The organism is Komagataeibacter ossonobensis (genome assembly GCF_057359305.1).
In genome coordinates, this window is sequence record NZ_JBXAYQ010000031.1 from 26,206 (window position 1) to 40,807 (window position 14,602).

11 protein-coding genes and 1 pseudogene are annotated in these 14,602 nt (G+C 56.2%); 7 read left to right on the top strand and 5 right to left on the bottom strand.

Going from position 1 to position 14,602, the window contains the following annotated elements; all coding sequences use genetic code 11:
* Positions 1-144: 144 nt before the first annotated feature.
* The 4 genes from AC1RQ9_RS14390 to AC1RQ9_RS14405 are packed head-to-tail and all read right to left on the bottom strand — an operon-like array spanning position 145 to position 4,207.
* A complete protein-coding gene (locus AC1RQ9_RS14390; protein ID WP_217420347.1) occupies positions 145-1,305 on the bottom strand; it encodes an acyl-CoA dehydrogenase family protein in 1,161 nt (386 codons plus the stop codon).
* 39 nt (positions 1,306-1,344) lie between these two features.
* Positions 1,345-1,680: a 4Fe-4S dicluster domain-containing protein gene (locus AC1RQ9_RS14395; RefSeq protein WP_217420348.1), complete on the bottom strand. Its 336-nt coding sequence runs from the start codon at positions 1,678-1,680 to the stop codon at positions 1,345-1,347.
* On the bottom strand, positions 1,677-3,251 hold the full coding sequence (locus AC1RQ9_RS14400; protein WP_217420349.1) for an FAD-dependent oxidoreductase: 1,575 nt from the start codon (positions 3,249-3,251) through the stop codon (positions 1,677-1,679). Before AC1RQ9_RS14400 ends, AC1RQ9_RS14395 begins: the two co-directional genes overlap by 4 nt.
* The gene (locus AC1RQ9_RS14405) at positions 3,248-4,207 is read right to left on the bottom strand and encodes an ABC transporter substrate-binding protein (RefSeq protein WP_217420350.1); all 960 of its coding nucleotides are present in this window, start codon (positions 4,205-4,207) and stop codon (positions 3,248-3,250) included. Before AC1RQ9_RS14405 ends, AC1RQ9_RS14400 begins: the two co-directional genes overlap by 4 nt.
* Before the next feature lie 241 nt (positions 4,208-4,448).
* Here AC1RQ9_RS14405 and AC1RQ9_RS14410 point away from each other — a divergent pair, with 241 nt between their 5' ends.
* Both AC1RQ9_RS14410 and AC1RQ9_RS14415 read left to right on the top strand, forming a co-directional pair.
* Positions 4,449-5,225, top strand: coding sequence for an ABC transporter permease (locus AC1RQ9_RS14410; RefSeq protein ID WP_182355913.1), 777 nt, complete (start codon positions 4,449-4,451; stop codon positions 5,223-5,225).
* Positions 5,222-5,974, top strand: a complete 753-nt coding sequence (locus AC1RQ9_RS14415) for an ABC transporter ATP-binding protein (RefSeq protein WP_182355896.1) — start codon at positions 5,222-5,224, stop codon at positions 5,972-5,974. Before AC1RQ9_RS14410 ends, AC1RQ9_RS14415 begins: the two co-directional genes overlap by 4 nt.
* A gap of 15 nt (positions 5,975-5,989) precedes the next feature.
* On the opposite strand, the gene AC1RQ9_RS14420 is transcribed toward AC1RQ9_RS14415, so the two are convergent.
* Positions 5,990-6,976, bottom strand: a complete 987-nt coding sequence (locus AC1RQ9_RS14420; protein WP_217420351.1) for an ABC transporter substrate-binding protein — start codon at positions 6,974-6,976, stop codon at positions 5,990-5,992.
* Between the two features lie 248 nt (positions 6,977-7,224).
* On the opposite strand from AC1RQ9_RS14420, the gene AC1RQ9_RS14425 reads away from it, so the two are divergent.
* The 5 genes and pseudogenes from AC1RQ9_RS14425 to AC1RQ9_RS14445 all read left to right on the top strand — a co-directional run bounded on the left by AC1RQ9_RS14425 (position 7,225) and on the right by AC1RQ9_RS14445 (position 13,719).
* Positions 7,225-8,559 carry an NtaA/DmoA family FMN-dependent monooxygenase gene (locus AC1RQ9_RS14425; RefSeq protein ID WP_217420352.1) on the top strand — a complete coding sequence of 445 codons (1,335 nt, stop codon included), beginning with the start codon at positions 7,225-7,227 and terminating at the stop codon, positions 8,557-8,559.
* Positions 8,560-8,612: 53 nt separating this feature from the next.
* A complete protein-coding gene (locus tag AC1RQ9_RS14430) occupies positions 8,613-10,907 on the top strand; it encodes a TonB-dependent receptor family protein (protein ID WP_485987483.1) in 2,295 nt (764 codons plus the stop codon).
* Between the two features lie 62 nt (positions 10,908-10,969).
* Positions 10,970-11,995 carry an L-glyceraldehyde 3-phosphate reductase gene (gene mgrA, locus AC1RQ9_RS14435; RefSeq protein WP_182355893.1) on the top strand — a complete coding sequence of 342 codons (1,026 nt, stop codon included), beginning with the start codon at positions 10,970-10,972 and terminating at the stop codon, positions 11,993-11,995.
* A gap of 103 nt (positions 11,996-12,098) precedes the next feature.
* Positions 12,099-12,877, top strand: a protein-coding gene (locus tag AC1RQ9_RS14440) for an IS5 family transposase (protein ID WP_217420356.1) whose coding sequence is annotated in 2 segments (ribosomal slippage) — positions 12,099-12,438 and positions 12,438-12,877 — 780 coding nt in all. Because the reading frame shifts where the segments join, the coding sequence is not laid out codon by codon here.
* An 18-nt stretch (positions 12,878-12,895) separates the two neighbouring features.
* Positions 12,896-13,719, top strand: a pseudogene (locus tag AC1RQ9_RS14445) (IS5 family transposase).
* The last annotated feature ends 883 nt before the right edge of the window (positions 13,720-14,602 follow it).

Below are 14,602 nucleotides of genomic sequence, written 5' to 3' on the forward strand. Positions count from 1 at the left end.
ATGATCTTGCTGATGATCCATCGATTATCCACATGGCATAATCCACGTGCCCAGGGCGACAGGACCCACTCGGTATTGGGTAGATATCCACGGGTCAGCCATGGAATAGGCCTTCAATATCCTCATCACTTATTCTGTTTCTGTTCATGACTGATCGTGATTGCCGAGCGCGATACGTCCAGTTGCTTCCAGCACGACATCGGCCTGGGGAGTGTGGATGCGTCCGCACAGGACATTCCGGTAATGTCGTTCCAGCGGGTTGTTCTGGCTCAGTCCGGGGTTTCCGGTCACTTCGACGGCTCTAGAGACGGCAGTGATGGCGTTTTCGGTAACGAGACGTTTGATCTGCCCCGCCTCTAGGCCGCCGCTGAGACCGGCTTCGTTTCGGCTCAAGCCGTGTTCGATCAGGGCTTCGTTGGTAAGGAGCAAACCGTCGATTTCGCCGAGAACGGTATGGAAGCGGGGAAGAGTTGCCAGCGGGCGTCCGATGGCAGAGGGAACACGATTTTTCAGAAATTCGATCAACCAGTCGCGGCCTGAGCGGGCGACGGCATCATAGAGTGCGGCAACAACGACGGCGTGCCATGTGGCGAGGGCGGGGGGTTCCGGGCTACCCTTGCCGTGCGGATTGAAATTGACCAGATAGCGGTCGGGAATGAGGACGTCCTCGAACACAAACGTATCGCTGCCGGTTGCACGCATTCCAAGTTGGTGCCAGCTTTTATAAATTCTGACGCCGGGGAGATCAAGCGGGACAAGAACCTGACCGACGCGGGGTTCAACTTCGTCCGTGGCGCTCCAGACGATACCCCATTTCAGCGCGGACGACCCGGTCGAGAAAATCTTACGGCCATTCAGGCGCCAGGTGCCGTTCGTGTATCTTATCTTTGTCGCGGGGATGCCGCCTCTGGCGGGCGTGCCGAGATCCGGTTCGACGCGGAGGGCGTTTATAAGTGCCCCGTCCCGGACAATGGAAGAAAAGACCTCGTCTCTCACATCCTCCGGCCATACGGGCGACTTTGCTACCGCACCGGACTGAAGATACTGCATGGCAAGGATCAGGGCTGTTGAAGGATCGCCTTTGGCCACTTTTGAGACAATCTGTACGATTTGCCGTAGGTCGATATCGGCACCACCTTTCGTACGGGGCAGAGCAAGGGAAAGAAGGCCTTCTTTCCGCAGATCATCAAGGTTATTGATGGCGATTTCAGCAGAAAGATCATACTCGCTGGCGCGCGTCGCGAAACGGGCAATCAGTTCATCCGGTACATCTGTTCTAATGTTACCTGTCTGCAAGCCGTCCATTACCGGTCCTTCTCTGATAGCAGGATGCACGGAAACCTATCATTGGCCCCGTGCACGTTTGAAAACATCTTCCATGCGCCAGTGCTGATTCCTTCGCGCAGGATCATCCGCCCATTCGTCCCAACCTGACTCCCGTCGCAGTTCACCGGAAAAAGCCACGGCCAGATCGGTTCCGGCAAGGCGGCTGTCGCTCTCGGGTGCGACATAAATGGCGTCCGCCTGACAGTATAATTCGCACAGAAAGCAAGTCTGGCAGTCGTCGGGTCGGGCGATTTCTGGTGAGTTGCCAGGACAGGGATCAAAAACATCGCGCGGACAGACGATGACGCATTCGTTGCATGCCGTGCAGCGATCTTCGAAAATAAGACTGATCATGCGGGTATCTCCACCGGATCGCATCGTGTTCTGATAATGTCCAGACCGCTGCTGCGAACAAGGAAAGGCCGCGTGTTGCCGGAGGAAGAGTCGATCCGCTGGTGCAGGCCAAGGCTGCTTTCGCGGGCGAGGGCGCTGGCAGAACACCAGCGGGCGGTGGCGAGCATGGCCTGCAGTTCGCGAAATCGTTGCCGGGCACGGGGCGTTTTTCCGCCGTACAGTCCGTTAAGCGCGTGGTGACAGTTGGCCAGGCGTTCGATCGCTGTCTGGAGTGTCCGGGCTGAACGGAAATACTGTTTTTCAGGCGCCAGCATTTCAGCGGTGATTGTCCGCTCCGTCTCCCGCTGCACCGCCGCATCTGCCATGCGGATACCGTTTTCTTGGTTCCGCGTGTTCTGGACGGATACTCTCTCACCGCGTGATGTTTTTAGGAAAGTAATGGCGCTTTCCGCCGCGATGCAGCCAGACGCCAACGCCCAGGCGGAGTTGACTGCGCCACCACCGGAGATGGGACCGGTAACCTGCTCACGTGACGCTACGTCGCCAGCCACGAATAGGCCTGGTACGCCGCAGCCACTGTCCAGCCCTGTAACCCGGATACCACCGATACCGCGCACGGTGCCCTCTCCGAGAAGGGTGATCGGAAAACGTTGCTTGAACGGATCGATGCCGAGGCGTCGGAAGGTTATGGTCACGTTTGGTGAAATTTGCGGAAGTTGGCGACGAATATCCTCCGGCACGGCGGAAAGGTCGCAGAATACCGGACCTTGAGACAAAGCGAGCGCAAGAAAGGCATTGTCATGCGGCCCGGTCTGGCGCACCAGCAGTCTGCCGTCTGAATCGTAATAGCGGGCAAAAGAATAGATCATGGTACGCGCCATTGTCGTACGGGCAGGGGCGATGGTGAAAAACGCCGAGAATTCCATGCCGGAGAGTTCCGCGCCGACCTCGGCAGCCATGAGAAGACCATCGCCGGTGTTGTTGGCAGCACCCAGCAGGCTCGAGCCAAACGCGCATCCGCCGGTCGCGAGCACGGTGGCGCCAGCCCGGATGAGCCACGTCGTGTCCGTGCCCTGACGCAGCACGCCACGGGCACCATTGATGACGCCGTCCGCATCCCGCATCAGATGCGTGGCGGGGGCATGATCGAGAATATGGACGCCTGCGGCCAGTACTTTCTGTCGCAGGGCGCGAAGATATTCCGGGCCGCGCAGGGCATAGGGACGGATATTGCCATTTCCGTCCGGTTCATGGCGATAATGCGTGGCAATGGAAGGCAATGTTTCAAAAGTGCGTTCGATGATCCGCAGCATCCATGCCGCGTTGCCAAGCCCCTGAGCGGCGCGCAGGCGTTTTGCCACCGCCTCTTCCCGCGCGCCCGGTTCCGGTGGCACCCACCAGTGACCGGGCCCGGCGGTCGCGGCGACGCCGGATGTGCCGCAGTAGCCTTTTTCTGCGAGGACAACACGCATGCCGGAGCGGGCCGCGGTCAGTGCCGCCCAGCATCCGGCCAGACCGCCGCCGATAATGAGGATATCGGCGTCGATGGTCAGTATCTGATCCGTGCTCATGGTTTCAGGATGTCTTTGTCAAATGCCTCGGACAGAGGCGCGGAGGGATTGATAAGTCCCGCGCTGCGGTAGGTGTCGAGTGTGATATGTTCCGCCTGTTCCACGGCATCACTGATCGGAACTGGCGCGGCGATCAGTTGCCGGGCGACAGAGACCGCAACATCCTCAGGCAGGCCGGTCTGCTGCGCGAGGATATGGGCATATTGCGCCTGATGCGCCTGCCCCCATGCGTAGGCCAGGGCGACCCGCTGGTAAAACGTAGCCAACAGTTGACGTTTTTCGGCCAGCGCAGTCGTGGTCGCGACGAAGAAACTGTTATTCGGTGTCAGGTTGGCTGCGTCGGCAACGATATGGCCGTTGTGTCCGACCGTTTCCAGCGCAACGTAGGGTTCCCAGGTGGACCAGGCGTCGACGCGGCCTGTATCCAGCGCCGCTTTTGCCTGGGCCGGTTGCAGGAAAATGATCTGCGGGGCCGGTGAGGGAATGGCGCCGGTCGCGATCAGTCGGAGCAGGAGCAGGTGACCAATCGAACCACGCCCGGTGGCGATCCGTTTGCCCGAAAGCTGCGCAGGTGACGTAATGGCCGATCCGGGTGCGACGACGATGGCGGTGGTATGGCCGCCACCACGCGGCGGGATCAGATACGCGGCTTTAACCGGGATGCCGACACCCCATGCGAAGAAGAAAGGGCCGTCGCCGGCAATGCCGGTGTCAACTGCGCCCGCCCCAAGGGCCTGGAGAAGGGGAGACGCGGCCTCGAACTCGACCCAGCGGATCCTGAAGGGAAGATCCTGCTCCACGCCCGCGGCTTCCATGACGGCCCGCTGCTGTCCTTTCTGGTCGGCCACAACCAGTTCATCCGGCACGGCGGCGGCAAGGCCGGGCAGGGGATGAAGCAGGGCGGCAAACAGGAGCAACAGGGAGTAGGCGGGGCGCTGGGACCGGAGATGATGCATGCGGCAGGCAGCTTTCAAGGTGGAAGACCTGCTCCTAAACCAGCATTGCGTTCCCAATGATACAATTAAATCACACAAAACTGTGGCATGAATATAAATCACCAGACGGATAATCGTGAAATATGGGAGAACGGGTGGGAGAATAATAACCCACGGAGTCCTCATGTCCGAGACCATTCTCCGCACACCCGCCCGTGCCGCTCGCCCGTCGTCATCCTCCCGATCGTGGCAGATGGCGCAGATGCCCGGCTGGCGCCATTTTTCCCGTTTCCTGTCGCCGGTGCTGCTGGTGATTTTCTGGCAGGTGGGCTGTTCAACGGGGCTCCTCTCGACACGGCTGGTGGCGTCTCCGGGGCAGATCATCGCAACGGGCTGGTCGCTGGCGCATGATGGCACGCTGCCATCCAATCTTGGTGTCTCTCTCATGCGGGCTGTGTCGGGACTGGCCATCGCGCTTGTTACCGGGGTGAGCCTGGCGCTGATTGCGGGACTGTCCCGTATCGGCGAGGACATTGTGGATGCGCCGCTGCAGATCATGCGCACGCTGCCAGTGCTGGCGCTGGTGCCGCTGTTCATTCTCTGGTTCGGGATCGGGGAGACACCGAAGATCCTGCTGGTCGCTCTGGGTTCGACGTTCCCGATTTATCTCAATCTGCATAAAGGCATTCGGTCGATCGATCCGAAGCTGCTGGAGATGGCGCGGACACTCGGGCTTTCGCGTGGCCAGACGATACGCGATGTCATACTGCCAGGCGCGTTGCCCGATCTGCTGATCGGCGTGCGGTTCGCTGTCGGTATTTCGTGGCTGATGCTGGTGGTGGCGGAGCAGATCAATGCGGATAGCGGGATCGGACATATGATGATGGATGCACAGGATTTCCTGCGGACCGACATCATTCTCGTCGGGCTGTTTGTCTATGGGCTGCTGGGTCTGGGTTCCGATCAGCTTGTCCGCACCCTGGAGCATCGTTTTCTGGTGTGGCGTCCGCTGCAGCGCGGTAAAGGACGCTCGGCATGAGCCCGTTCGCACAGCCCGCTCTCCAGACGCGGCTTCAGCCCCCGGAAGGGGCTGCCGTATGCGTGCAGGACCTGACGCGCCGTTTTGGCGGGGGAGCGCCGGTACTGGACCGTCTCGACCTGAAGATCGCACCGGGAGAGTTCGTTGCGCTTCTTGGCCGCAGCGGTTCCGGAAAATCGACACTGCTGCGCACGTTGTCCGGGCTTGACCCGGTGAACGAGGGCCATGTGTCCTGCCCGGAAGATGTGGCGGTCGTATTTCAGGAAAGTCGGCTGCTGCCGTGGAAGCGGGTCTGGAAAAACATAATCTTGGGCCAGGCTGGCGGCGATGAGGGGCGCCGCCGGGCAGAGGCAGTTCTGGAGGAAGTCGGGTTATCTCACCGGACCGACGCCTGGCCAATGACACTGTCCGGTGGCGAGGCGCAGCGCGCGGCACTTGCACGCGCACTTGTGCGGGAGCCTGAATTTATGATGCTGGATGAGCCTTTCGCGGCGCTGGATGCTCTCACGCGCCTGAAAATGCAGCAACTGGTGGCGGGGCTATGGACACGGCATGGCTGCGCGGTGTTGCTGGTGACGCATGATGTTGATGAGGCGCTTCTTCTGGCAGATCGCGCAGTGGTGCTGGATGCCGGGCGCATCCGCACGGATATCGCCATCGCGCTTGATCGGCCGCGTCATCATGCGGATTCCCGTTTTGCCCACCTGCGCTCCGTACTTCTGGAAGCACTCGGGGTTCATGATGACTGAACGCGGTCCGTGGCCCTATGCCGGCAGCAGCGGACTCAGGGCATCGGAAAACACCTTTCCTATATTCGTATCGTGTGGAATCAGGCCCGCTTTTTTAAAGACCTGCGCGACGGATTCAGCGCCTTTGATGTCACTGTCTACCCATGCACGCGGATGATAGGGCCGGTTCTGGTTCGCAAGATAATTCAGGACCTCCTGTTCTGGTACCTGAATGACCGGTGAAATGATTTTCGCCCAGCGCGGCTTGTCGGCGGCAAGAATGGAATAGGCCTTGCCAAGGCGATGAATATAATCTGCAGCAGCATGGCGGAAGGCATCATCGCCAAGTCGCAACGGGTTCGCTCCGATGAAGTAATGGCCGGAGAGAATATCTGCGGCGCTTGCAAGAATGCGAGCCGAATGATCGGCCTGCAGCATCTGAATGGCGTAGCCATAGGTTGCCCAGGCATCGAGGCTGCCCGCGCGCATGGCCGTCAGCCCCTGGCTCATGTTCAGTGCCACCGGTGTGATGTCAGAAAAACGCATGCCGGATTGTTCAAGGAGTCGGATCAGGAAGTAATGCGCGGTTGTTGAGCGGATATATCCGACGCGTTTTCCGTATAGATCTTTTACCGACTGCATTTCAGAAAATGTTGGCACCAGCAGCGCCTGATCGGTCGTGGGGCCATCCATTGTAGCGACGACCGAAACGCGGGCGCTGGATGCCGCGATGAATACGAGCGGAATTTCACTCCATCCCCCCAGATCCACTGCGTTAGCATTGATGGCCTGCGCGATGAGATTGCCCGAATTGAACTCGCTGAATGCTACCTGATAGGGGAAATCACTGAGCCCGAGAGCGGGAAGCAATGTCGAGTCCATGCCACGGAAGCTGGCGACATGGAGCGTTACCGCGGAAAGATCAGCGGCACGGCTCCGCTGTCCGGTCAGGGCAAGCCCCAGCATAGTGGTCGCGGCCAGAGAAAACCGGCGCCGGGGAAACGATGTATCGAAGATCGACATGGAGGGCTCCCTAGAAACTGGAAAATCCTGTCATGCTGGCATGGTCGGTCTGCTGTCTGTTCATAAAAATCAGTCATGTCACGTATAACCGAGTGTTTACGATCTGAAGTGAACCGTGAAATGCGGTTTATACACAATATTTAATTCATTAAATAAATTAACTATGCACTTTTGTATTATTTTATCGTCAATAAAGAGCAGTATGTATATCGTGAAATAAGATTAATTATTTACCTAGGAACCACTAAATGACATCTCGTATCGGTCGCCCGCGTGAGCATCTGGTATTGGGCGCGTATCTCGGTGGTGGCGGTACAAATGGGGATGCCTGGCGCCTGCCTGAGGCAGATGTAGATGCTGATATCAATTTTGAACGATACAGTCAGTATGTCCATATTCTCGAGCGTGGCAAATTCGACAGTATCTTTCTCTATGATAATGTATTGCCAGTACCCAACCCGGAAGTGCTGGCGTATCGCCCCGGCTTTCCGCGATGGGATACGTTCACGCTTCTGGCTGCACTCGCGGTTGTAACAAAACGGATTGGCCTGATCGGTACCGCTAGTACCACATTTAACGAGCCTTATAATATTGCCCGCAAAGTTCTATCGCTTGATCACCTGAGTAACGGCCGGGCAGGCTGGAATGTTGTTACGGCAACGGGGGGAGGCGAAAACTTCAACCTGCCCGAGCATGTCGGTCATGCCGAACGTTACAGGCGCGCACATGAGTTTTATGATGTCGTGACGGGACTGTGGCATAGTGTCGAGCCTGATGCGATAGTACGCAATAAGGTAACCGGGCAGTGGCTTGATCCTGCCAAGGTCCATCCGCTCAATCATAAGGGTGAATTCTATGCCGTGCAGGGGCCGCTCAATGCCCCCCCCCGTATCGCGCAGGCTGGCCAGCCGGTCATTGCCCAGGCCGGTTCATCCGATGATGGCAAGGAACTGGCCGCCCGCATCGGGGAAGTGATCTATACAGCGGAATATGACCGTGAACACGCTTTGGCGTTCCGTAATGAACTGATCGAGCGCGCGCAGAAATACGGTCGCGGGGTCGCCAATCTGCGTGTATTGCCAGGGCTGGCGCCGATTGTTGGTAAAACGCGTGAAGATGCGCAAAGAAAATTCGAGCGCTACCTTTCCTATCTCGATCATGGCGCAACACTGAATGGCCTGGCCAACTACGCCAGCCTTGGCATTGACCTGGCAAACTGGCCCAAGGGCAAGCCTGTTACCCTGCCGGACAATCTGGCGCAGACCAATTCACACAAAAGCCGGCAGAGCCTGATTGCGAGATGGATCAGGGAACGACAGGCCACGACGGATGACATCCTGCGGTTCTTTATTGCAGGCGGTCATCGCCTGATTGTGGGGAGTGCGACCGATATTGCCGATCATATACAGGACTGGTTCGAGGCTGGGGCGGTGGACGGTTTTAATATCATGTTTACATCCGCGCCGACCGGCATGGAGGACTTTGTCGATCTGGTTGTGCCTGAACTGCAGCGCCGTGGCCTGTTCAAAAAAGATTATGCCAGTCCGTATCTGCGTACCAACCTTGGCCTGCCTACAGTATAAAAGCCATTTCTGTTCATGGCTATTTGCCCGGCATTAGCCATTAAGGATTTCTTATGTATTCTCGCCCCCTGCGCGCTACTGTGCCTGCTTTTTCGCATTTTTCTTTCATGGTTATTTTGTCATGCTCAACGCTGATCCATGGAAAGGCGTGGGCGGATGAACCTGTACATAATCCCCCCGCAGAAAAGACCGGAACTGACAGGAACCATATCGGTCACATGGCACATGAGCATGAGCATGAGCATGAGCATGAGCATGAGCATGAGCATGAGCATGAGCATGAAGCTCAGGCGGGAATGACTGCCGTATCCAGCGAAAAGATCATGGTGCATCATCATCGTTCAGGCAAGGTGGAAGCCGCATGGAACAATCTGAAGAAAATACCGGGTGGCACCAGTATTATTGACTCGAAAGACACGGCAAAGCGCAGTAACGCGACGAATGCGGATATCTTCAAATTTCAGCCCGGCCTGTTTGCCCAGGCTGTGTGCGGCGGTGATGACCTACGCATTTCGGTACGCGGTTCCGGCGTGCAGGATGGCCTGTCTGCTACACGGTATGGAATCAATTTCTTCTTTGATGGCCTGCCTCTGACCACAACGGCCGGTGCCGTTAATGAACTGCAGGAGCCGCTGGGCGTGCAGTATACCGAAGTATTGCGTGGCGGCAACGCAATTGACATGGGCGGTACGCTGCTTGGCGGAGCCATCAATTATGTCTCCAAGACCGGTTATGATGCAGATCGCTATCACGCGCGCGTAGAGGCCGGCAGTTTTGGTTACGTCAAGGAACAGCTCAGTTCAGGTGGAGTCTATGGCAAGGCTGATTATTATCTCAGCGTGACTAATGCCTATCGTGGGGGGTACCAGCAAAACACAAAAACATCCAGCTTTGGCGTCAATTTCAATTTTGGTTACAAATTCAACGATCACGTGGATACGCGCCTGTTCGTTCGCTATCGGCAGACGGATGAAGGGTATCCGGGCTATCTCACCCGCAGCCAGATTGCGCAGGACCCCACGCAGGCCCAGAAAGGTTATGGCAACACCAGCACGAATGGTTACGGCACGCACACGCTTGAACCGGGCAGCTATTTTGTAGGCGACAAGACGAATATCCGTTTTAACGATGGTTCAAAATTCACGCTTGGATTTGATTACCAGAATACCCCGATGGATCATCGCCTGCAGTTTACGCGCCTTCAGTATGGTATCCAGAACGCATCCGGCATGCTGGACTATACCCGGTCTGATACGTTGTTCGGCCGTAAAAGTGATACGCATGTAGGGGTTTACACCACAGCGATCCTTAGCCTGTGGGAAACGCAGAAAGTCAAGGATCTTGCGCATTATGCAAGCTATGGTGCGCATGTAGGCCAGCTTATCTCACATGATACTTTTGGTGGGAGCACCACGACTTTTCATATAAGTAATAATTACGAAATTTTCCATAACTTCTGGCTGACAACGGCAGGTGCGCTTACCTATGCGCCGCGACAGATCGCTGTAACCTATCCAACGTATTCTGATCTCCACACCCAATCCCTCTATTTTCAGCCCCGGGCGGGTTTTCGATATGTTGTCAATCCTCACATCCAGTTTTATGGCAACGTAACAAGAGGTGAGGAACCACAGACAATATGGCGCTACCTCACGGGGCCACTCTATACTTCCGGCCTGGCAACAGGACAGAATGCAGGTGGAACTAATATCAAGCCTTCCACCTCGACCACATTTGAAGTGGGCACTGAGGGTAACTGGCGTGGCACGGACTGGAGCCTTACCTATTATCATAGCGCGATACGGAACGAGCTGCTGTCAGTGATGACGCCAGAATCACAACTGTACAATGAAGTGTTGAATGCGAATGCATCGCCAACCACGCATCAGGGCGTTGAGTTCTCGACACATTCCGTACTCTATCAGTGGGCTGGCGGCGTTGTTTCCTTACGGCAGGCCTATACTTATCAGGACTTTCACTTCAATCATGACCCGACATTCGGCCATAACAAACTGCCCGGCATTCCTTCCCATTTCTATCAGGGGCAATTGCACCTGGATATGAAAAACGGGTTCTATATTGCTGCTGATGCACAGGTCTCTTCTTCCGTTGAAGCATCATACGATAATACGTATCGGGCCGCGCCCTATCATATCTACAATTTCCAGATGGGTTATCAGTGGCCGGGAAAACACCGCATGATATATGTTGATCTGCATAACCTTGCCAATAAGCATTACGCGACTGCAGTCATCCCATCCTACAAGGCCGCAGGTAAAGAAGTGGCCGCCATGTTGCCCGGCGACGGACTGAGTGTATTTGCTGGTATTGACATTGGTTTCAATTAATATTTATTTTGTGATTGTATATCATACAGTCTGTACCTTCTCGTTTTTGCCACGGAGAGAATATGACCTGGTTCCCTGCAGAGCAACGTTATAATGGAATGGACTTTCGCCGCTGTGGTAATTCTGGCCTGTGGTTGCCACCAGTTTCGCTTGGGTTATGGCATAATTTTGGCGGTACGGATGTGTTTGAAACCGGGCGTGCGGTCATCCGGCGCGCATTTGATCGTGGCGTAACGCATTTCGATCTGGCCAATAACTACGGGCCGCCCTATGGGTCGGCAGAAGAAAATTTTGGCACAGTTCTAAAAAAAGATTTTGCGCATCACCGCGATGAACTCATTATTTCATCCAAGGCAGGATGGGATATGTGGCCCGGCCCATATGGTTCTGGCGGGTCACGCAAACATGTCCTGGCGTCGGCAGAGCAGAGTTTGCGCCGCATGGGCGTGGATTATGTCGATATCTTCTATTCCCACCGCCCTACACCAGATGTTCCATTGGAAGAGACGGTCGGTGCTTTGGCCCAACTGGTCCGGCAGGGGAAAGCCCTTTATATTGGCATTTCCTCTTACAGTCCGGAGCGCACGCGCCAGGCAGCCGAATTGCTGAAAGCAGAAGGTATACCGCTCCTGATCCATCAGCCTTCATATTCCCTGCTCAATCGGTGGATAGAAGTTTCACTTCTTAAAACACTTGAGGAACTGGGTGTGGGCTGTATAGCGTTCTCTCCCTTGGCGCAGGGTTTGCTGACCAGCAAGTATCTTGATGGTGTACCAAGCGCGTCTCGCGCAGCAGCTGGCACTTCTTTTGCCAACACAATGCTGAATGGTGAGAATCTCCGTCATGTTCGGGCATTAAACGATATTGCGGTGGCGCGCGGGCAGACGCTTGCGCAGATGGCCATTGCCTGGGTGTTACGTGTTCCCGGCATTACTTCGGCATTGATCGGTGCCCGTAATGTTCAACAGTTGGATAATTCGCTTGATGCATTGAAAAATACCAGCTTTACGTCTGATGAGCTGAACAAAATTGATCATCATGCTCGCGATGGAAATGTAGATCTGTGGCGAAAGGTGAGTGTTCTTTAACCCGCATTTCTTAGAGCCTGTTTGAAAAATCGGTCTGATGTGATTAGGGCCTGTTAGACCTTGAATGACAGAACGGACTGCATAGCTGTTTATGATGAGCATGATGCAGTCTGTTTTTTCCGATACCGCATGGTCCGTCTGGGAGCCTTTGATCGAGGAGGTCCGCCCGAAGGGCAAGACCCCGCCGAAGAATCTTCGACGGACGATATCCGCGATTTTCTGGCGCCATCAAAACGGCGCGAAGTGGCGCGCCCTGCCATCTGAGTTTGGTCCCTGGTGGATTGCCGCACAGTTGTTCATTCGCTGGTCGAAGCTTGGGGTGTGGGAGCACCTCTTTGAAAAGGTCAAAGACAGGGATCAGGCCCTCGGCATGGTCTTTCTCGATGGCACGACGATCCGTGTCCATCACAAGGCAGCCGGAGCGGCTAAAAAAGGGGGCACAGAGAACGCCGAAAGGATCGTGAGGCTATTGGCCGCTCACGTGGAGGATTTGGCACCAAGGTCTGTGTAGCTGCGGACAGTTATGGCAGGGCACTGTCCTTCACGCTGTCACCCGGACAGGCGCACGAACTGCCGTGTGCCTACGCCCTGCTTGACGCTCTGCCACACCCGCCAATCCATGTCGTTTGCGATCGTGGGTATGCTTCAAATAAATTCCGTGAAGATCTTTGGAACCGTGGATCTCGTCCTGTCATCCCGCCACGGAGGAATGATCCAGAAGTCGCCTGTCCCAAATGGGCTTACAGACACCGGCATCTGGTCGAAAACCTGTGGGCAAGGCTCAAGGAGTGGCGGGCTGTCGCGACCCGATACGAAAAGAAAGCCGCGTCCTTTCTCTCTGTCATCCTCATCGCGGCTACAGCAGACTATATCAAGGCCTAACAGGCCCTAAAGCTCAGAATGTGGACGCCCGAGCACAGGGGCCGGGTGGCCAGGATCAGATGAAAGACAAGACGTTATCCGTCTGACATGACGGACGAGGAATGGGAGCGGAACGCGCCTTTGATGCCACGCCCCGGACGTCGGGGAAAGCCGCACGAAATTGAGTTCTGCGAGGTTATCAACGCGGTGCGCTATCTGGTGGGTTCGGGCTGTGGCTGGCGGATGCTGCCGATCCACTTCGGGCACTGCCGGACTGTTGACGGCTGGTTCGGTGAAGTGGCCCGACGCGTCCTGTTCCAGACCATCCATGACGTAGAACTGATGATGGATCGGGCTCAGGCAGGCCGCGATGCCAGCCTTATGGCAGCAGTGACCGACAGCCGGAGCATCAAGGCGTCTCACGCGCAAACAAGAGGCGACGACGCCGGTATGAAGATCGTCAGCCGCAGGCGCCACATTGCCGTCGATACGGATGGATGCCTGGTGATGATCAATCTTACCTCTGCCGACATCTCGAACAGTGCAGGTGCGCAGATGATCCTTGCTGCCGTCCGCAAACGCCGCCTTGGGTGAAGCACCTGTTCGCCGATGGCGCCTACGATCGGCTCAGGCTCATGGACCAGGCGGTGTATCTCGACTTTGTCCTTGAACTCATCCGCGGCCGCGAGGGCGCGAAAAGTTTTGAGGTGCTGCCGCGCCGATGGGTCGTGAAGCGAACCTTCGGCTGGATGATCAGATGGCGGCGCCTGGTTCGGGATTACGAACGTCGCATCGACGTGTCAAAGGGCACGATTCTCGTCGCCATGGGAGCCAATTTTATGCGCAGAAACGCACATCCGTGATTTTCCAAACAGGCTCTTATGCAATGACATGGCTCCGACTGAGCGGGCACTGCCATCTAATGATGGCGGGAACGGGTCTGTTGTCGTGTGACGGCAATCAGAATCCAGGGCATACTCTCGCGACGGTCGCTTTATGGCGAGTTGCACTCGTGAGCATGCATGAGCGAATCCGAATTCGTACTGCCATGGGTTGGCCAACGTGATGATGAGGCGGACGCGCCGGGCACAGTGCATGACATGGGGGGCAATCTCCAACCGCCAGAGATTGCTCCGTGCCACAAGTCTACCTTATGACCCAGCGCGGTTCCTGCCACTCGCTGGCGCATGAGGTGCGTCGTCAGGTAAACCCAATGAGAGCTGCGGCGAGTTGAAAAGGATTGCGGAAAGTTGATCTGAGCATGTTGCGATGCTCTGTTCTGCTGCAATCTGGCGAAGAAGCGTTCGATTTCGTTTCTCTTTTTTGTATGCAGACAGCAGACTCTTCGTGTGTTGCAGCGGTTTTTCCTTGAAGGGATGGGTGATGTGATGAGAGGATCCGCGTCATCCAGCAAGGGTTCTCTTTCTGCAATGTTCGCTTTCTGACCAGGTGTCAGTAACAGGGCGATCGTCTTTTCTGGAGCATCGACGATCGTGGAGATTCCCAAGGCCCGTCCGTTAAGGGACCGTACGATGGCCTGATCCGCAGCCTTTTCTACGAACTCCCGCGCTATGCTAATGTGCGTGGACGATTGTGCTGTCAATCATCCATATATTCATTGTCGTGATCAGCGGCCAGATGGCGGAAAATCTGTTTGGTCACGTCGCTTTCGCTCCAGCAGCTGAGGTTTTGTGAACATTCTGCCAGTTACCAGAGCGGGCAGGCAGATCACGCCGCGGAGCGCCT